The following is an 18,945-nucleotide window of genomic DNA, read 5'->3' as shown; positions in this document are numbered from 1 at the left end:
GTCGAACGTGACCACACAGACCGAGGTGCCGCAGCGGCGCGGCACGCCCCAGGACTCGGGCTCCACCCCGGTCATCTCCGTGCGCAGGCTGTGGAAGGTGTTCGGGCCGAAGGCCGACCAGGTGCCGGACTCCGAGGAGTTGTGCGGGCTCACCCGCCGCGAGCTGATGGACCGCACCGGATGCACCGCCGCCGTACGCGACGTCCACTTCGACGTCTCGCCGGGCGAGGTCTTCGTCGTCATGGGCCTGTCGGGATCCGGCAAGTCCACGCTGGTGCGCTGTCTGACCCGGCTGATCGAACCCACCGCCGGTGAGATCGTCTTCGAGGGCGAGGACATCCGCCAGGCCGACGACAAGCGGCTGCGTGATCTGCGGCGCCGCAAGTTCTCCATGGTCTTCCAGCACTTCGGTCTGCTGCCCCACCGTCGCGTCGTCGACAACGTGGCGTTCGGGCTGGAGATCCGCGGCATGGGCCGGGCCGAGCGCGTCCGGCGGGCCCAGGAGGTCGTCGAGCTGGTCGGCCTCGCGGGCTACGAGAACTCCTACCCCGACCAGCTGTCCGGCGGTATGCAGCAGCGCGTCGGCCTCGCCCGTGCGCTGGCCGGCGACCCCGACGTGCTCTTCTTCGACGAGCCGTTCTCCGCGCTCGACCCGCTGATCCGCCGGGACATGCAGAACGAGGTCATCCGGCTGCACCACGAGGTCGGCAAGACCATGGTGTTCATCACCCACGACCTCTCCGAGGCCCTCAAACTGGGCGACCGCATCCTGATCATGCGCGACGGCAAGATGGTCCAGTGCGGCACCGGCGACGAACTCGTAGGGGCCCCGGCGGACGACTACGTCCGCGAGTTCGTCAAGGACGTGCCGCGCGGCGATGTGCTCACCCTGCGCTGGATCATGCGGGCACCGGAGGACGGCGACGCCCTGGACGGTCCCGAGCTGGGCCCGGACGTCGTGGTGAAGGAGGCCACCCGGGCGGTGCTCGCCGCCGACAAGCCGGTCAAGGTCGTCGAGAACGGAAAGCTGCTCGGCATAGTCGGCGACGAGGAGATCCTCGCGGTGGTCGCCGGGCAGGAAGGCGGCGCGTGATGACCGTCGCCGTGGAGAAGACCGAGAAACCGCAGAAGACCGGGGCCGTCGAGCCGCCCGCTCCCGCCAGGAGCGTGCGCAAGGTCAGCCGGTCCATGGTCGTCGGCGCGATCCTGGTCGTCTGGCTGGTGCTGTTCGTCGTCCTGCGCGGCAAGCAGACCCTCGCCCTGGCGGCGGCCGACCTGACCGACCTGCACCGGTGGTTCAACGACGTCAACGACTCGATCGGCGCGAACCGCAACTCCAACCCGCTGTTCCTGTACTTCTTCAACGAGATCCGCCTGGTCATCGACCCCCTGGTGACCTTCGTCCAGGAGCTGATCTCACAGCCGTCCGTCGGCCGGCCCGTCCCGCAGATCGGCTGGCTCGGTGTCGTCGGCATCGCCGGCTATGTCTCCTGGGCCGTGGGCAACTGGCGGGTCGCTCTGCTGACAGTGGCCGGCTTCACCTTCCTCGGCCTGCAGGGCCTGTGGCAGGAGAGCATGGACACCCTGGCGCTCACCGTCTCCGCCGTCTTCGTGGCGCTGGTGTTCGCGATCCCGCTGGGTGTGTGGGCGGGGCTGTCCGACCGGTTCAACCGGTTCGTGACGCCCTTCCTGGACCTCATGCAGACCATGCCGGCCTTCGTCTACCTGGCCCCACTGACGCTGTTCTTCCAGATCGGCCCGGCCTCCGCCACGATCGCCACCCTGATCTACGCGGCGCCGCCGACGATCCGCATCACCGCGCACGCCATCCGCTCCGTCCCGGAGACGACGGTGGAGGCGGCCGACTCGCTGGGTGCCACGCGACGGCAGTCCCTCATGAAGGTCCTGCTGCCGATGTCCAAGCGGACCGTGGTGATGGGCGTCAACCAGACCATCATGGCCGCCCTGGCCATGGTGACCATCGCCGCCCTGATCGACGCGCCCGGCCTCGGCAAGACCGTCGTCCAGGCGCTCCAGACGCTCGACGTCGGCACGGCCTTCAACGCGGGGCTGGCCATCGTCGTCATGGCCATCGTGCTGGACCGGGTCACCACCGCGGCGAGCGCACGCGAGGAGACCGCCCGCCTCTCGAAGAACCGCTTCATCACCTGGCGACGCCCGCTGCTGGCGGCAGGTGCGGCGGTCACGGCGGTCCTGGCCTATCTGTCCCACACCTATCTGTGGGCCGCGGAGTTCCCCGGCGAGGGGAGCACCGGCAGCACCATCAGGAGCACGGTGGACAGCGTGACCATCTGGGTGCAGGACAACCTCTCGGGCGTCACCAACGCCTTCCGGGACGCCCTCACCAACAGTCTGCTCAACCCGTTCCAGGCGCTGCTCACGGACTCCCCCTGGTGGCTCGTCGGCGCGGCACTGATCGCGCTCGCCGTCGTCCTCGGCGGCTGGCGCGCCGGTGTCACCACGGCTGTCTGCGTGGGTCTGCTGGTCGGCACCGGGGTGTGGTCGGACGCCATGACGACGCTGGCGTCCACCCTCGTCGCCACGGTGCTCGTGATGCTGCTCGGCGTCGTCTTCGGCGTCTGGATGGGACGCAGCGCGATGGTGGACCGGCTGATCAGGCCCACCCTGGACGCGGCCCAGGTCATGCCACCGTTCGTCTACCTCGTGCCGTTCCTCGCACTGTTCGGCGCGACCCGCTTCACAGCGATCGTCGCCGCCGTCGTCTACGCGGCTCCCGTCGCCATGAAGATCATCGCGGACGGCGTACGGAACGTGCCCGCGACGACCGTGGAGGCGGCCACCTCCGCCGGGTGCAACACCTGGCAGATCATCACCAAGGTCCAACTGCCGATGGCACGCGGCGCCCTGACTCTCGCGACCAACCAGGGCCTGATCTATGTGCTGTCGATGGTTGTGGTGGGCGGCCTCGTGGGAGCGGGCGCCCTCGGCTACGACGTCGTGGCCGGCTTCTCGCAGGGACAGCTGTTCGGGAAGGGGCTGGCCGCAGGGCTCGCCATCGTCCTTCTCGGAGTCATGTTCGACCGGATCACTCAAGCAGCGGCGCGACGTACCAGCGCGTAAGGAGCAACTGACCATGGCAAGGCAAGCAAGACAGTGGAGAGTCGGCGCGGCCGGCATAGCGGGCGTAGCTGTTATCGGACTGACCCTCTCCGCCTGCGGCGGTGCGAAGGTCGGTGACAGCTCCTCGGACGCCGGCGGATCGGGCAGCTCCGGCAAGTGCGGCACCTTCAACCTCGCGGTCAACCCGTGGGTGGGCTACGAGGCCAACGCGGCGGTCATCGCGTACGTCGCGGAGCAGGACCTCGGCTGCAAGGTCACCAAGAAGGACCTCAAGGAGGAGATCGCCTGGCAGGGCTTCGGGACGGGCGAGGTCGACGCCGTCGTGGAGAACTGGGGTCACGACGACCTGAAGAAGAAGTACATCACCGACCAGAAGACCGCCGTCGAAGCCGGGGCGACCGGCAACGAGGGACTCATCGGCTGGTACGTGCCGCCGTGGCTGGCCAAGGCGCACCCGGACATCCTCGACTGGAACAACCTCAACAAGTACGCGGCCGAGTTCAAGACGTCCGAGTCCGGCGGCAAGGGCCAGCTCCTCGACGGCGACCCGTCGTTCGTCACCAACGACGAGGCCCTGGCGAAGAACCTGAAGCTGGACTTCAAGGTGGTGTACGCGGGCAGCGAGACCGCTCTCATCCAGGCCTTCCGCAAGGCGGAGAAGGACAAGGAATGGGTGATCGGCTACTTCTACGAGCCGCAGTGGTTCATGTCCGAGGTGCAGCTGAAGAAGGTCAAGCTGCCCGAGTACAAGGCGGGCTGCGACGCCGACGCGGAGAAGGTGAACTGCGACTACCCCGTGTACAAGCTGGACAAGATCGTCAGCGCGAAGTTCGCCAAGTCGGGCAGCCCCGCCTATGACCTGGTGAAGAACTTCACCTGGACCAACGACGACCAGAACGCCGTGGCCAAGTACATCGCGGTGGACAAGATGACCCCCGAGGCCGCGGCCAAGAAGTGGGTCGAGGCCAACCGCGACAAGGTGGAGGCCTGGATCAAGTAGCGCCCGGAACGGAGAGTCGGAAACCGGTCGGAACATGCCCGGCGGGCGGTGCGCATCCCCTGCGCACCGCCCGCCGGGCATCGCCGTGTCCGGGACCCTTTCCGGGCCCCTTTCCCGGTCCGTGTCCGGGCCCGGATTCCGGCGTGTTTTCCGAGGTCTCGCAACCCTTGACACCCACCTGCACGACAGGCACATTGAGTTGCGCAACCTGAATCACGTTGCGCAGAAAGCAACTCAACCGGAGGTGCGGCGATGGCGGGACCCCGAGTGGTCATCATCGGAGCGGGAGTCGTCGGTGCGGCGCTCGCGGACGAGATCTCCGCGCGCGGATGGACCGAAGTGACCGTGGTCGACCAGGGCCCGCTCCCGGCCACCGGGGGTTCGACCTCACACGCCCCGGGCCTGGTCTTCCAGACGAACTCCTCCAAGACCATGACCGAACTGGCCCGCTACACCGTCGAGAAGTTCTGCTCCCTCGACGTGGACGGCAAGCCCTGCTTCCTCCAGGTCGGCGGGCTGGAGGTGGCGACCACGCCGGAGCGCCTCGCCGAACTGCACCGCCGCCACGGCTGGATCACCGCGTGGGGCATCGAGTCACGGCTCCTGACCGCCGACGAGTGCGTCGAACAGCACCCGCTGGTCAACCGGGACAAGGTCCTCGGCGGCCTCCTCGTCCCCACCGACGGCCTCGCCAAGGCCGTCCTCGCCGTCGAGGCACAGATCCGCCGGGCCACCGAGCGCGGCGTCCGCTTCCTGGCCCGCCACGAGGTCCTCGACGTGCTGCGCGCCGACGGCGAGGTGACCGGCGTCCGCACCGACCAGGGCGATCTGGAAGCCGACATCGTCGTGTGCTGCGCCGGCATCTGGGGCCCGAAGATCGCCCGCATGGTCGGCATGAACCTGCCGCTGACCCCGCTCGCCCACCAGCTCGCCTGGACCGGCCCCGTCCCGGCCCTCGCCGGCCAGAGCGAGGAGGCGGTCCGCCCGATCCTGCGCCACCAGGACGCCGACCTCTACTACCGCGACCGCTTCGACGGCATCGGCATCGGCTACTACGGCCACCGCCCGATGCCCATCACCGCCGACGAGATCCTCTCCGTCGACGAGGCCGCCGACATGCCGTCCGTCCTGAAGTTCACCGAGGAGGACTTCGAGCCGGCCTGGGCCGAGACCCAGTCCCTGCTGCCCGCGACGCGGGAGGCCAAGGTCGAGGAGGGCATCAACGGCCTGTTCTCCTTCACCACCGACAACTTCCCGCTCCTCGGCGAGTCCACGGACGTCAAGGGCTTCTGGGTCGCCGAGGCCGTCTGGGTCACCCACTCCGCGGGCGTCGGCCGGGCCATGGCCGAGTGGCTGGTCGACGGCCACTGCTCGTCCTTCGACCTGCACGAGTGCGACGTCAACCGCTTCGAGCCGCACCAGCTGTCCCCGGAGTACGTCCTGGCCCGCGACTGCCAGAACTTCGTCGAGGTCTACGACATCCTCCACCCCCTCCAGCCCTCCGGCGACCCGCGCCCGATCCGCACCAGCCCCTTCCACCCCCGCCAGCAGGAGCACGGCGCCTTCTTCCTGGAGGCGAACGGCTGGGAGCGCCCGCAGTGGTACGAGGCCAACGCCAAGCTGGTCGAGGGCCGCAGCATCCCCACCCCCAACGACTGGGCCGCCCAGTTCTGGTCGCCCATCGTCGGCGCCGAGGCGCAGGCCACCCGCGAGACCGTCGCGATGTACGACATGACGGCCCTCAAGCGCCTGGAGGTGAGCGGCCCCGGCTCCGCCGAGTTCCTGGAGCGCCTGTGCACCGGCAAGGTCGCCAAGTCCGTCGGCTCGGTCACGTACACCCTGCTCCTCGACCACGACGGCGGCATCCGCAGCGACATCACCGTCGCCCGGCTGGCCCGCGACCTCTTCCAGGTGGGCGCCAACGGCAACCTGGACCTCGACTGGTTCACCCGCCACCTTCCTGCCGACGGCACGGTCCAGGTCCGCGACATCACCCCGGGCACCTGCTGCATCGGCCTGTGGGGCCCGCTGGCCCGCAAGGTCCTGCAGCCGCTCACCGACGAGGACTTCTCGGGCAACGGCCTGAAGTACTTCCGCGCCAAGCGCGCCTACATCGGCAGCGTCCCGGTGACGGCGATGCGGCTGAGTTACGTCGGTGAACTCGGCTGGGAGCTGTACACCACCGCCGACCAGGGCCTCAAGCTCTGGGACACCCTCTGGCAGGCGGCCAGGCCTCTCGGCGGCGTCATCGCCGGCCGCGGCGCCTTCAACAGCCTCCGCCTGGAGAAGGGTTACCGCTCCTTCGGCACCGACTTGACCTACGAGCACGACCCCTACGAGGCCGGCGTCGGCTTCGCCGTCAAGCTCGACAAGGACGACTTCATCGGCAAGGCGGCCCTGGAGCGCCGCAAGTCGGACGTCCGACGGAAGCTGACCTGCCTCACCATCGACGACCCGCACTCGGTCGTCCTGGGCAAGGAGCCGGTGTACGACGGCGAGCGGGCGGTCGGGTACGTCACGAGCGCGGCGTACGGCTACACGATCGGCAAGGGGATCGCCTACGCGTGGCTGCCGACGGAACTTGCCGTCCCCGGCAGGACTGTGCACATCGGCTACTTCGACCGGCGCGTCGAGGCGGTCGTCGCGGAGGAGCCGTTGTTCGACCCGACGATGACCCGCCTTCGTGGCTGAGCTCGGCCGGCCGGCCGCGCGTGCGTCGTGGCTGGTCGCGCAGTTCCCCGCGCCCCTGGAGGGCGTCGCAGCCGAGGATCATGGAAGGAGCACCGTCGGTGACCGCACAAACTCTTGACGGCAAGGCGACCGCCGCCGAAATCCGTCGCGAACTCGCTGAACGCGTCGCCAAGTTGACCGCCACCACCGGCCGCCCGCCGGGCCTTGGCACCGTCCTGGTCGGCGACGACCCCGGCAGCCGTGCCTACGTCGCAGGCAAACACCGCGACTGCGCCCAGGTGGGCATCGCGTCGATCCGCCGGGACCTGCCCGCCGACGCCTCACAGCAGCAGGTCGAGGACACCATCGACGAGCTGAACGCCGACCCGGACTGCACCGGCTACATCGTCCAGCTCCCGCTGCCGCGCCCCCTGGACGCGGGCGCCGTACTGGAACGCATGGACCCGGCCAAGGACGCCGACGGACTGCACCCCGTCAACCTCGGCCGGCTCACCCTGGGCGTCGAGGCCCCGCTGCCGTGCACGCCACGCGGCATCGTCGAACTGCTCCGCCGCCACGAGGTGCCACTCGCGGGTGCCCGGGTGTGTGTGATCGGCCGGGGCATCACGGTAGGACGCCCGATCGGCCTGCTCCTCACCCGACGCTCCGAGAACGCCACCGTGACCTTGTGCCACACCGGCACCAAGGGCCTCGCCTGGCATGTACGTGAGGCGGACATCGTCATCGCGGCCGCCGGCTCGCCCGGCCTGGTCACCAAGGACATGCTGCGCCCCGGCGCGGCCGTCCTGGACGTCGGTATCACCCGCACCGACGAGGGCCTGGTCGGCGACATCCACCCGGACGCCGCCCAGGTCGCCGGCTGGGTCGCGCCGATGCCCGGCGGAGTGGGCCCCATGACCCGAGCGATGTTGCTGGCCAACGTGGTCGAGGCCGCCGAGAGGAACGCGAACGGAGACGTCCGATGAGCCCCCGCACCCCCGGCGCCGACCTGCCCGACCACCCCGACTTCCTGTGGCGTACGCCCGATCCCAAGCGGTCGTACGACGTGGTGATCGTCGGCGGCGGCGGACACGGCCTCGCCACCGCCCACTACCTGGCGAAGAACCACGGCATCACCAACGTCGCCGTGCTGGAGAAGGGGTGGCTCGCGGGCGGCAACATGGCCCGCAACACCACGATCATCCGCTCCAACTACCTGTGGGACGAGAGCGCCGGCATCTACGAGCACGCGCTCAAGCTGTGGGAGGGCCTGGCGGAGGATCTGGACTACCCGATCCTCTTCTCCCAGCGCGGTGTGCTGAACCTGGCGCACAGCCTGCAGGACGTCCGCGACAGCGTGCGCCGCGTCGAGGCGAACCGTCTCAACGGCGTGGACGCGGAGTGGCTCGACGCGGACGGCGTCAAGGAAGTCTGCCCGATCGTCAACACCTCCCCGGACGTGCGCTACCCGGTCCTGGGCGCCACATACCAGCCGCGCGCCGGCATCGCCAAGCACGACTACGTGGCCTGGGGCCTGGCCCGCTCGGCGGACGCCGCGGGCATCGACATCATCCAGAACTGCGAGGTCACCGGCCTGGACGTGGTCGGCGGCCGGGTAGTGGGCGTCCAGACGAACCTGGGCCCCATAGCGGCGGGCAAGGTGGCCCTGTGCTCCGCGGGCCACACCTCGGTCCTCGCCGCGATGGCGGGCATCGAACTCCCCGTCCAGAGCCACCCGTTGCAGGCCCTGGTGTCGGAGCTACTGGAGCCGGTCCACCCGACGGTCGTGATGTCCAACGCGGTCCACGTGTACGTCAGCCAGGCCCACAAGGGCGAGCTGGTGATGGGCGCGGGCATCGACGCGTACAACTCCTACACGCAGCGCGGCGCCTTCCACATCATCGAGGAGCAGATGTCGGCGGCCCTGGAGCTCTTCCCGGTCTTCGCCCGCGCCCACGTCCTGCGCACCTGGGGCGGCATCGTCGACGTCAGCCCCGACGCCTCACCGATCATCGGGCTCAGCCCCGTCGACAACCTCTACCTCAACTGCGGCTGGGGAACGGGCGGTTTCAAGGCCACTCCGGGCGTCGGCTGGGTCTACGCCCACACCATCGCCAACGACACCCCGCACGCCCTCAACGCCCCCTTCTCGCTCGACCGTTTCACCACCGGCGCGCTCGTCGACGAGCACGGCGCGGCCGCGGTGGCCCACTAGGGAGCCGAACCCATGCTGCTCATCCCCTGCCCGTGGTGCGGGCCCCGCGACGAGGCCGAGTTCCACTACGGCGGCCAGGCCCACGTGCCGTATCCGCAGGACCCGGCATCCCTCACCGACCAGGAGTGGGCCCGCTACCTGTTCTTCCGCGACAACCCCAAGGGCCCCTTCGCCGAGCGCTGGACCCACGCGGCAGGCTGCCGCCGCTGGTTCAACGCGGTACGGGACACGTCGACGAACGAGGTCCTGGCGGTGTACCGGTCGGGAGAGGAACGCCCGGCGACGGGGGAGCCGCGCCCGGCCGCGTCTCAGCCCAGCTCGGCTGTACCAGCCCGTCCGGCGTTTGAGGACGAGGCCCTGTCAGGGCCGACGGGGGTCCAGGGGGCAGAGCCCCCTGGCGGGGTGGAAGGGGCGGAGCCCCTACAGGACGGGACGGGTAGGGGCGGCGGGGGCGAGACAAATCCGTTCCGCCACCCCACCCGCGGCCGAATCGACCGCGACATCCCCCTCACCTTCACCTTCGACGGCACCGAATACCGCGGCTTCCGAGGCGACACCCTCGCCTCCGCCCTCCTCGCCAACGGCGTCATCCAGGCCGGCACCAGCATCAAGCTCGGCCGCCCCCGAGGCATCTTCTCGGCCGGCGTAGAAGAGCCCAACGCGGTCGTCCAGATCGAGGAACCCTTCCCCGAGCCCATGCTCCCCGCGACGACCGTCGAGCTCTACGACGGCCTCGTGGCGAGCAGCCTCCCCGGCCAGGGCCGCCTCGCGACAGCCCCCGACCCCGCCCGCTACGACGCCGTACACGCCCACTGCGACCTGCTGATCGTCGGCGCGGGCCCGGCCGGCCTCGCGGCAGCGGCGACGGCAGCCAGGACCGGCGCCCGCGTCATCCTCGCCGACGACCAGCCGGAACTCGGCGGCAGCCTCCTGGGCACGGCCGAACACCTCGACTGGGTACAGGAGGTCACCGCACAGCTGGCCACCGCCCCCGAGGTACGCGTCCTGCCCCGCACCACCGTCTTCGGCTACTACGACGACAACCACCTCCTCGCCGTCGAGCGCCGCACCAACCACCTCGGCACCGACGCCCCCGACAACGTCTCCCGCGAACGCGTCTGGCGCATCCGCGCCCGCCGAGTCGTCCTCGCCACCGGCGCCCACGAACGCTCACTCGCCTTCGCGGACAACGACCGCCCCGGCGTGATGCTGGCCTCCTCGGCCCGCACCCACGTCAACCGCCACGGCGCCCTCCCGGGCCGCCACGCGGTCGTCTTCACGACCAACGACAGCGCGTACGCGGCGGCGCTGGACCTCGCCGCGGCCGGCGTGGACATCACGGCGATCGTCGACACCCGCCCCGAACCGGGGGAGTGGGCCGAGCGCGCGAGGGCGGCCGGCATCGAGGTGCTGGCCGGGCATGCCGTCACCGGCACGGAGGGCGAGGCCCGCCTGACCGCCGTCACCGTCGCCCCGTACGGGGAGTCGGCGGGGCAGCGGCAGTTCGCCGCCGACCTGCTGCTGGTCTCCGGCGGCTGGAACCCGGTGGCGCACCTGTTCAGCCAGTCCGGCGGCAGGCTCCGCCACGACGAGGCACTGGGCTCCTTCGTCCCCGACACCTGCCGTCAGGCGGTCGAGGTCGCGGGCAGCGCCGGCGGCGTCCTCGACCCGGCCGCCGTCCTGGCACAGGGCGCGGCCGCCGGTGCCCGAGCCGTGGCGGCCGAGGGCCACCCGCCCGGGACGCCCCGCCTTCCGCAGGTGGCCGCACAGCCGCGGCAGACGCCCCCCATGCACGTGTACGTCGTGCCGGGCGGCACCGACGACGCCCCCCGCTTCGTCGACCTCCAACGCGACGTCACCGTCGACGACCTGGCCCGCGCGACCGGCGCCGGCCTGCGCTCGGTCGAGCACACCAAGCGCTACACCACGGCCGGTACCGCCAATGACCAGGGCAAGACCGCCGGCGTCCTGGCCAGCGGCGTGGTCGCCGAACTGCTCGGCGTGGACATCTCCGCGCTCGGCACGACCACGTTCCGCCCGCCGTACACGCCGGTCTCCTTCGCCGCCCTGGCCGGCCGCGACCGGGGCGCGCTGAGCGACCCGGTCCGCACGACCGCCGTCCACGAGTGGCATGTCGCGCACGGCGCCCTGTTCGAGAACGTCGGCCAGTGGAAGCGCCCCTGGTACTACCCGCAGGACGGCGAGGACATGGAAGCCGCCGTGCTGCGCGAATGCCGGGCGACCCGCGAGAGCGTCGGCTTCATGGACGCCTCCACCCTCGGCAAGATCGATGTGCAGGGCCCGGACGCGGGCGTCTTCCTCGACCGGCTCTACACCAACATGATGAGCACCCTGAAGGTCGGCATGATCCGCTACGGCGTCATGTGCCGCCCGGACGGCATGGTCTTCGACGACGGCACGGTCATCCGCGTCGCCCAGGACCGCTTCCTGGCCACCACGACGACGGGCAACGCGGCCGCCGTACTCGACTGGATGGAGGAGTGGCTCCAGACCGAGTGGCCCGAGTTGAAGGTCCACTGCACCTCCGTGACCGAGCAGTGGGCCACGGTCGCCCTGGTCGGCCCGAAGTCCCGCGAGGTACTCGCCTCACTCGCACCCCAACTGGCCGTCGGCAACGACGACTTCCCGTTCATGGCCTGGCGTGAGACGACGGTCGCAGGCATCGCGGCCCGCGTCTGCCGGATCAGCTTCTCCGGTGAACTCGCCTACGAGATCAACGTGTCACCGTGGCAGGGCCTCGCCCTGTGGGAGGCCGTGTACGAGGCCGGCGCCCAGTACGGCATCACCCCGTACGGCACCGAGACCATGCACGTCCTGCGCGCCGAGAAGGGCTACCCGATCATCGGCCAGGACACCGACGGCACGGTCACGCCCCAGGACCTCGGCATGAGCTGGGTGGTGTCGAAGAAGAAGCCGGACTTCATCGGCAAGCGGTCCCACGCCCGCGCGGACACCGTCCGTCCCGACCGCAAGCACCTGGTCGGCCTCCTCCCCGAGGACCCGGCCACCTTCCTCCCGGAGGGCACCCACCTGATCGCCGACGGTGTGCTGCTGACCCCGCCGGTCCCCATGCTCGGCCATGTCACGTCCAGCTACCGCAGCACGGCCCTGGGCAGGACCTTCGCACTCGCCCTGATCAAGGGCGGCCGGGACCGCATCGGTGAGCGGCTGTACGCACCCGTGGGCGACCGGCTGGTCCCGGTCACCGTCGCAAGCCCCGTCCTCTACGACCCCGAGGGAGCCCGCCGCGATGGCTGACACCCCCCTTATCACCCCGCTCCGCAGCCCCCTGTCGCATGACGCCGACCGCCTGGCCGCCGCCACCCGCACCTCCGGGGGCGCCATCCGGCTGGCCGAGCTGCCCTTCCTGGCCCAGGTCAACGTGCGCCTCGACGCCAAGGGACCGGCGGCGGAAGCCGTCGGGCTCGCACTCGACCTCCAGCTGCCACTCCAGCCGAACACCGTCGTCCGCGCGGGGGAGCTGACCGCGCTGTGGCTCGGTCCGGACGAGTGGCTGCTGGTGGGACCGCCGGGCAGTGAGCGAGACCTGGAGAGCCGGGTCAGGCAGGCCGCGGGAGACGAGCCCGTCGCCGTCATCGACGTCTCCGCACAGCGCACCACGCTCCTGGTCACCGGCCCCCACGCCCACGACCTGCTGGCCCACGGCTGCTCGCTGGACCTGCACCCACGGGTCTTCGGCCCCGGACGGTGCGCCCAGACGACACTGGGCCGCACTCAGGTCGTCCTGGTCGCCCGGGACGAACCCAGGGCCGGGTTCTGGGTCCTGGTCCGCTCGACGTTCGCCGGCTATCTGGCGGACTGGTTGCTCGACGCGGCGACGGAGTACATCTGAGCGGGCTCCGTGCCGCAAGTTTCGTCGTACGCACCGAAACCCGGGCGCGGTCGTGAGTGTCGACACCATGCGGGCCGAGGTCGCAGCCCGTGCGCTGGACGCGGGGGCGCAGCTGGCCGAACGACGTCTCGGGGGGGGCCTCGCCGGTGACGCAACAGCCGCGCCCGGCACGGCAGTGTGACGCCGCGACGACCGCGGTGTCCGTGCTTGCCGCGGCGCACGGCGCCTGGTGTCTGCGGGTGCACGACGTCGCTTCGACGGCCGACGCGGTACGGGTGACGGCCCGCTGGGGCGTTGAGGCGGCGGGGTCGCCGCCGCGCTGAGCGCCCCTGTGGAGCTCCCGTCGGTGGAGCCTCAGCCCGGATGGCCCATCCGGCGGCTGATCTCCTCCGCACCGCCGATGAGCGCGGGTGCGAGCTCGTGGATGCGTTCCTCGGTGAAGCGGTACGCGGGGCCGGAGGCGCTGAGTGCGGCGATGACCTCGCCGTCGCGGGACCGGATCGGGGCCGCGACGGCGTGCAGTCCGATCTCCATCTCCTCCAGCGTCATCGCGTACCCGCGCTCCCGCGCCTCGGCGAGGTCCTTCTCCAGCTTCGCCCTGGCCGTCAGAGTGTGCGCCGTCAGCTTCCGCACCCCGGACGTCGCGAGGACGGCGGTGCGCTCCTCCTCCGACAGGTGGGCCAGCAGGATCTTGCCGCTCGACGTGGCGTACACCGGGGTCAGTTGCCCGACCCAGTTGTGTGTGCCGACCGCGCCTGGCCCCCGTACCTGGTAGAGGTTGACCGCGTAGTGCTCCTGCAGGACCGCGATGTTGACCGTCTCGCCGATCTCCTCGCTGAGCCGCTCGCACACCGGCCGGCCCTGCTGGGTGATGTCGAGGCGGCCCGTGACCGCGCCGGCCAGCCGCACGATCCCGAAGCCCAGCCGGTACTTGCCCCGCTCGGCCGTCTGCTCGACCAGGCCGCGCGATTCCAGTGCCCCGAGCAGACGGAACGCGGTCGACTTGTGGACGTCGATCTCGGCGGCCACCTCGCTGACGCCCGCCTCGCCCCGCTGGGCGAGGATCTCCAGGACGCTGACGGCGCGGTCGACGGACTGCACTCCGCTCACCGCGGGACCAGTTGTTTCGCTCTCTGCGGTGTAGTTGCTCATAGCGCAACTATACGTACGGGCGCCGAAGGGTCCAGAGGGGTCGGATCCGGCCGCCCGCATGGTCGCACGCCCCGCCCGGTCGGCGGAAGGTCATGGCGCGGTTCCCGTTCAAGTTCGCTCGACCACCCCCTTGACAGTCGGTGTCCGCAAGGAGACAGTTTTGGCCAGTCGTTGCTTATAGCGAAGAGAGTTGTGTAATACGCAACTCAAGGTCGGCTCGGCCTGGAGGAGCAAGCAATCGACGGCTCCCCGCCATCCAGAACATCAGGCCGAAGATCCCGAAGATCGCATTCGGCCGTCCCCTCGACGAGGAGATCGACCGTGACACACGAGGTACGCGGCGTCGTCGCCCGCCAGAAGGGCGCACCGGTCTCCGTGGAGACCGTCCTGGTGCCGGACCCCGGCCCCGGTGAGGCGCTGGTGCGGGTGCGGGCCTGCGGCGTCTGCCACACCGACCTGCACTATCGGGAGGGCGGGATCAACGACGACGCGTTCCCGTTCCTGCTCGGCCATGAGGCGGCCGGTGTCGTCGAATCGGTCGGCGAGGGCGTCACCGACGTCGCCCCCGGCGATTTCGTCGTCCTCGACTGGCGTGCCGTCTGCGGAACTTGCCGGGCCTGCGGCAGGGGCAGGCCCTGGTACTGCCTCGCCACCCGCAACGCCGCACAGTCGATGACCCTGGCCGACGGCACCCCGCTGTCCCCGGCCCTCGGCATCGGTGCCTTCGCCGAGAAGACCCTGGTCGCCGCCGGACAGTGCACCAAGGTCGACCCGACCGCCTCGCCCGCCGCGGCCGGGCTCCTCGGCTGCGGTGTGATGGCCGGGTTCGGTGCCGCCGTCCACACCGGCGGCGTCCGCCGCGGCGACTCGATCGCGGTGATCGGCTGCGGCGGCGTGGGCATGGCCGCGATCGCCGGCGCCAAGGTGGCGGGAGCCTCCCGCATCATCGCCGTGGACGTCGACGAGCGGAAACTGAAGTGGGCCGAGCAGTTCGGCGCCACCGACACCGTCGACTCCTCACGCACCGACGCCGTCGAGGCGATCCGTGCACTCACCGGCGGCTTCGGTGCCGACGTCGTCGTGGACGCGGTCGGCCGCCCCGAGACCTTCAAACAGGCCTTCTACGCCCGCGACCTGGCCGGCACCGCCGTCCTGGTCGGCGTCCCCACCCCGGAACTCACCCTCGACCTGCCCCTGCTGGACGTCTTCGGCCGCGGCGGGGCCCTGAAGTCCTCCTGGTACGGCGACTGTCTGCCCTCCCGGGACTTCCCCGCCCTGATCGACCTCTATCTCCAGGGCCGCTTCGACCTGGGCGACTTCGTCAGCGAGACGATCGGCCCGGACGACGTGGAGACCGCCTTCGCCAGGATGCGACACGGCGATGTCCTGCGCTCGGCGGTGCTCCCGCAGTGGACGGACACCCCGTCGGCCACGTGACCAGCGCAGCCTGCTGCTGCACGATCGGCGCCCCCATCGCGCGTACCAGCCGGCCCCCCGACCGAAGGCATCACCGACCACCCACAGCCCTGTTCGGCGCCCGCCGCGTGCGTGTCCGACATTCTCCGAAGGTGACACGATGACCATCACGAACCTGCCGCCCAGCCTGATCCCCACGCTGTCCGGCGACTACTACACCGACCCCGAGGTCTTCGCCCAGGAGCAGGAGCGGGTCTTCGAGGCCATGTGGTTCTGCGTCGCCCGCGCCGCCGACCTGGCCGGGCCCGGCGCCTTCCGCACCTACCAGGTGGGCCGTGAGAGCGTGCTCGTCTCCCGCTCGCGGGACGGCTCGGTCAAGGCGTTCCTCAACATCTGCCGGCATCGCGGCGCCAAGCTGTGCCTTGAGGAGTCCGGCGAGGTCAAGCGGGCCTTCCAATGCCCGTACCACGCCTGGACCTACGGCCTGGACGGCAAGCTGGTCGCCGCGCCCAACCTGACGTCGATGCCCGACATCGACCGCAGGGAGTACGGCCTGATCAACGTCCATGTGCGGGAGTGGCTCGGCTATGTGTGGGTGTGCCTCGCCGACGAACCGCCCTCCTTCGAGGCCGAGGTGCTGGGCGCGATCGTCGAGCGGCTCGGCGACGTCGAGTCGATCGAGCGCTACGCCATCGACAGCCTCCGGGTGGGCCGCCGTATCACCTACGACGTGCGGGCCAACTGGAAGCTCATCATCGAGAACTTCATGGAGTGCTACCACTGCGCCACGATCCACCCCGAACTCACGGAGGTGCTCCCGGAGTTCGCGGACGGCTATGCCGCGCAGTACTACGTCGGTCATGGCGCCGAGTTCGGCGAGGAGGTCCAGGGCTTCACGGTCGACGGGTCCGCGGGACTGGACCGGATACCAGGGGTGGCCGAGGACCAGGACCGCCGCTACTACGCGATCACCGTCCGGCCGCAGGTCTTCATCAACCTCGTGCCCGACCACGTGATCTTCCACCGGATGTACCCGATGGCACCCGACCGCACGATCGTCGAGTGCGACTGGCTGTACCTGCCGCACGTCGTGGAGAGCGGCAAGGACGTGGAGCGTTCGGTGGAACTCTTCCACCGCGTCAACCAGCAGGACTTCGACGCCTGCGAGCGCACCCAGCCCGCGATGAGCTCGAAGGCGTACGCCAAGGGCGGCGTCCTGGTGCCGAGCGAGCACCACATCGGCGCGTTCCACACCTGGCTGCAGAACAAGCTGGAGGCGCGGCCCACGCGCTGATCCCGCCCCCGGAACCGCCCGTCCACCTGCTGTTGCGGCCCCTCCGGCAGGTGGACGGGCCATGGGGACCGTCCTGTGGAGATCGGACAGGACCGGGAGCACCTCAGCGGCGACGGCCCTCGTGATCGCCCTCCTGGTCGCCCGCACCGGACGGCTCGACCCCGGGCGGCACGTAGCCGCATCTGCGTCGCGCCGCAACCACCGACGAGGGCGGCCGGGGGCTGTTCCTCGTCGCCCGGTTCGCCCGGCGCCGGGGCACCCGGTACACCGATCGCGGCAAGGTCATCTGGAGCGAACAGGCCCTGGACGCCGCCGCGGCCGGGTTCGACGAAGCCATGGGTGACCTGCTCCTGGACCAGTGGGCCGAGCCGACGCCGTAGTCGTGAGCAGGCCTGGCCTCCCGCGGACGTCGGTTGCGAAATGCGCAACGCCGAGCATCATTAGAAATTGATCTAGGCCGACTCCCTTGACAACGCCCGCGCCACGCGGAAAGCATGTTGCGTATAGCGAATGTCGTTGTGTTATGTGAGACACCCTCTCGTCTGGAGCCGGCATGAGGAGCATCACCGTCGTCGGAGCGTCGCTGGCAGGCCTGAGCACGGTCCGCGCGCTGCGCGCAGAGGGCTATGACGGCGAGATCGTCGTCGTGGGGGAGGAGCGCCACACCCCCTACGACCGGCCCCCGCTGTCCAAGGACTTCCTCAAGGGCGACATCGACGCCGAGGGGCTCGCGCTCGGCGACGCCGACGAGTACGAGGTCCTGGACGCGCACTGGCTGCTCGGCGAGCGCGCCGTGCGGCTCGACCCGGTCGCCCGCACCGTCACCCTGGCCGGCGGACGGCATGTGCGCACGGACGGCGTCGTCGTCGCGACCGGCGCCAGTGCCCGCACCCTCCCCGGCGCGGACGGGCTGGCGGGCGTCCACACCCTGCGCACCCTGGACGACGCCCAGGCCCTGCGTACCGAACTGCTCGACGGGCTGCCCCGGGTCGTCGTGATCGGCGCCGGGTTCATCGGCGCCGAAGTGGCGTCCACCGCGCACCGGCTCGGACTCCACGTCACCGTCGTCGAGGCGCTCCCCGTGCCCCTGGAACGCCAGCTCGGGCGCGAGATGGGGCTGGTGGTCTCCTCGCTCCACAGCGATCACGGGGTCCAGCTGCTGTGCGGAACCGGCGTGGCGGAACTGATCGGCGAAGACCGGGTCACGGGCGTACGGCTCGCGGACGGGCGGGTGCTGCCCGCCGACATCGTCGTGGTCGGCGTGGGCGTCCGCCCCAACACCGACTGGCTCGCCGGCTCCGGTGTGCAGCTGGACGACGGCGTGGTGTGCGACGCCGGCTGCTCGACCGGCGTCCCGGGCGTGGTCGCCGTCGGTGACGTCGCCCGCTGCCCCAACCCGTTCACCGGACGGCACGCTCGCATCGAGCACTGGAGCAGCGCCACCGAGCAGGCGAAGACCGCCGCTCGCACCCTGCTGACCGGTGTGCCGGCCGCCGCCCCGCTCACCGCGCCGTACTTCTGGTCCGACCAGTACCAGTCGCGCATCCAGGTCGCCGGGTACGTCGCCCCAGGTGCCGAGCCCATGGTCGTCGAGGGCGACATCGACAGCCGCACCTTCACGGCCCTCTACCGACGCGAGGGCACCCCCGTCGCCGTGCTCTCCCTCAACCAGCCGAAGTTCTTCAACCGGCTCCGCCGCACCCTCGTCCCCGCCGCCGCGGCCGTCGTCTCATGAGCTCCGCGCCTCAGCCCACCCTGGCATCCGCGCAGAAGACCGCCACGAGCATTCCGCGGCACCTGCGTTACACCTGGGACCACGAGTGGCTGGTCGTGGACGAGGGCAACGCCACGGTCGGCATCACCGCGTTCGCGGCACAGGCGCTCGGCGATGTCGTCCATCTCCGCCTGCCCCAGGTCGGCACGTGGGTCGAGGCGGGGGAGAGCTGCGGGCGCATCGAGTCACTCACCGCCGTCAGCGGCCTGTACGCCCCCGCCTCGGGCCGGGTCCTGGAAGTCAACACCGCGCTGGACGACGACCCCGGCGTCGTCAACTCCGCCCCCTACACCAGCGGCTGGCTGTTCAGGCTGCGGGTCGAGAACATCGCCGGCGCGCTGTCCGCCGACGCCTACGCCGCCCACTGCGCCCACACCCGAGGAGACCGCCGATGACCCTGTTCGACCAGCCCCTGCACGAGCTCGACCCCGAGGTGGCCGCCGCGGTT

At 70.7% G+C, this 18,945-nt stretch carries 14 protein-coding genes and 1 pseudogene; 14 read left to right on the top strand and 1 reads right to left on the bottom strand.

The features are described 5' to 3' along the window. Positions 1-7 precede the first annotated feature (7 nt). The 9 genes from POF73_RS27085 to POF73_RS27045 all read left to right on the top strand — a co-directional run bounded on the left by POF73_RS27085 (position 8) and on the right by POF73_RS27045 (position 13,184). Entirely contained in the window at positions 8-1,093 is a 1,086-nt protein-coding gene (locus tag POF73_RS27085; protein WP_272120500.1) for a quaternary amine ABC transporter ATP-binding protein, read from the top strand. Next, entirely contained in the window at positions 1,093-3,102 is a 2,010-nt protein-coding gene (locus POF73_RS27080; protein ID WP_272120498.1) for an ABC transporter permease, read from the top strand. Before POF73_RS27085 ends, POF73_RS27080 begins: the two co-directional genes overlap by 1 nt. Positions 3,103-3,115: 13 nt before the next feature. Further along, positions 3,116-4,102: an ABC transporter substrate-binding protein gene (locus tag POF73_RS27075; protein WP_272120496.1), complete on the top strand. Its 987-nt coding sequence runs from the start codon at positions 3,116-3,118 to the stop codon at positions 4,100-4,102. Positions 4,103-4,354: 252 nt separating this feature from the next. Beyond that, positions 4,355-6,793 carry a GcvT family protein gene (locus tag POF73_RS27070; RefSeq protein ID WP_272120494.1) on the top strand — a complete coding sequence of 813 codons (2,439 nt, stop codon included), beginning with the start codon at positions 4,355-4,357 and terminating at the stop codon, positions 6,791-6,793. 98 nt (positions 6,794-6,891) lie between these two features. After that, entirely contained in the window at positions 6,892-7,758 is an 867-nt protein-coding gene (locus tag POF73_RS27065) for a bifunctional methylenetetrahydrofolate dehydrogenase/methenyltetrahydrofolate cyclohydrolase (protein WP_272120491.1), read from the top strand. Continuing rightward, on the top strand, positions 7,755-8,987 hold the full coding sequence (locus tag POF73_RS27060) for a sarcosine oxidase subunit beta family protein (protein ID WP_272120489.1): 1,233 nt from the start codon (positions 7,755-7,757) through the stop codon (positions 8,985-8,987). The genes POF73_RS27065 and POF73_RS27060 overlap by 4 nt, the downstream gene beginning before the upstream one ends. A 12-nt stretch (positions 8,988-8,999) precedes the next feature. Next, positions 9,000-12,266 (top strand): sarcosine oxidase subunit alpha family protein, encoded by a 3,267-nt coding sequence (locus tag POF73_RS27055; RefSeq protein ID WP_272120487.1) that lies wholly within the window; start codon positions 9,000-9,002, stop codon positions 12,264-12,266. Continuing rightward, positions 12,259-12,861, top strand: coding sequence for a sarcosine oxidase subunit gamma (locus POF73_RS27050; protein ID WP_272120485.1), 603 nt, complete (start codon positions 12,259-12,261; stop codon positions 12,859-12,861). Before POF73_RS27055 ends, POF73_RS27050 begins: the two co-directional genes overlap by 8 nt. Positions 12,862-13,007: 146 nt before the next feature. Then, on the top strand, positions 13,008-13,184 hold the full coding sequence (locus POF73_RS27045; RefSeq protein ID WP_272120483.1) for a hypothetical protein: 177 nt from the start codon (positions 13,008-13,010) through the stop codon (positions 13,182-13,184). A gap of 31 nt (positions 13,185-13,215) precedes the next feature. Here the strand turns inward: POF73_RS27045 and POF73_RS27040 are convergent, their stop codons facing one another. Then, positions 13,216-14,013, bottom strand: coding sequence for an IclR family transcriptional regulator (locus tag POF73_RS27040; protein WP_272120481.1), 798 nt, complete (start codon positions 14,011-14,013; stop codon positions 13,216-13,218). A 321-nt stretch (positions 14,014-14,334) separates the two neighbouring features. Between POF73_RS27040 and POF73_RS27035 the strand changes: the two genes are divergently transcribed. The 5 genes and pseudogenes from POF73_RS27035 (at position 14,335) to gcvH (ending at position 18,892) form a co-directional block, all read left to right on the top strand. Next, positions 14,335-15,450, top strand: coding sequence for an S-(hydroxymethyl)mycothiol dehydrogenase (locus POF73_RS27035; protein WP_272120478.1), 1,116 nt, complete (start codon positions 14,335-14,337; stop codon positions 15,448-15,450). 139 nt (positions 15,451-15,589) lie between these two features. Further along, positions 15,590-16,723 (top strand): aromatic ring-hydroxylating oxygenase subunit alpha, encoded by a 1,134-nt coding sequence (locus POF73_RS27030; protein WP_272120476.1) that lies wholly within the window; start codon positions 15,590-15,592, stop codon positions 16,721-16,723. Positions 16,724-16,899: 176 nt separating this feature from the next. Then, positions 16,900-17,103, top strand: a pseudogene (locus tag POF73_RS27025) (hypothetical protein); the annotation flags it as partial. Positions 17,104-17,276: 173 nt separating this feature from the next. Beyond that, the gene (locus tag POF73_RS27020) at positions 17,277-18,458 is read left to right on the top strand and encodes an NAD(P)/FAD-dependent oxidoreductase (protein ID WP_272120473.1); all 1,182 of its coding nucleotides are present in this window, start codon (positions 17,277-17,279) and stop codon (positions 18,456-18,458) included. Continuing rightward, positions 18,455-18,892, top strand: coding sequence for a glycine cleavage system protein GcvH (gcvH, locus tag POF73_RS27015; RefSeq protein WP_272120470.1), 438 nt, complete (start codon positions 18,455-18,457; stop codon positions 18,890-18,892). The genes POF73_RS27020 and gcvH overlap by 4 nt, the downstream gene beginning before the upstream one ends. Positions 18,893-18,945: the final 53 nt, after the last annotated feature.

The sequence above is a fragment of the Streptomyces sp. HD genome (assembly GCF_028369295.1).
GTDB lineage: Bacteria > Actinomycetota > Actinomycetes > Streptomycetales > Streptomycetaceae > Streptomyces.
The sequence above is the reverse complement of the archived record's forward strand: the minus strand, read 5'-3'. Positions and strand labels throughout refer to the sequence as shown.

Excerpts from the sequence above, each read along its gene's own strand:
- POF73_RS27080 (WP_272120498.1), top strand. The coding sequence starts at position 1,093 with ATGACCGTCGCCGTGGAGAAGACCGAGAAACCGCAGAAGACCGGGGCC.
- POF73_RS27020 (WP_272120473.1), top strand. The coding sequence starts at position 17,277 with ATGAGGAGCATCACCGTCGTCGGAGCGTCGCTGGCAGGCCTGAGCACG.
- POF73_RS27030 (WP_272120476.1), top strand. The coding sequence starts at position 15,590 with ATGACCATCACGAACCTGCCGCCCAGCCTGATCCCCACGCTGTCCGGC.
- POF73_RS27040 (WP_272120481.1), bottom strand. The coding sequence starts at position 14,013 with ATGAGCAACTACACCGCAGAGAGCGAAACAACTGGTCCCGCGGTGAGC.
- POF73_RS27070 (WP_272120494.1), top strand. The coding sequence starts at position 4,355 with ATGGCGGGACCCCGAGTGGTCATCATCGGAGCGGGAGTCGTCGGTGCG.
- POF73_RS27075 (WP_272120496.1), top strand. The coding sequence starts at position 3,116 with ATGGCAAGGCAAGCAAGACAGTGGAGAGTCGGCGCGGCCGGCATAGCG.
- gcvH (WP_272120470.1), top strand. The coding sequence starts at position 18,455 with ATGAGCTCCGCGCCTCAGCCCACCCTGGCATCCGCGCAGAAGACCGCC.
- POF73_RS27060 (WP_272120489.1), top strand. The coding sequence starts at position 7,755 with ATGAGCCCCCGCACCCCCGGCGCCGACCTGCCCGACCACCCCGACTTC.
- POF73_RS27050 (WP_272120485.1), top strand. The coding sequence starts at position 12,259 with ATGGCTGACACCCCCCTTATCACCCCGCTCCGCAGCCCCCTGTCGCAT.
- POF73_RS27055 (WP_272120487.1), top strand. The coding sequence starts at position 9,000 with ATGCTGCTCATCCCCTGCCCGTGGTGCGGGCCCCGCGACGAGGCCGAG.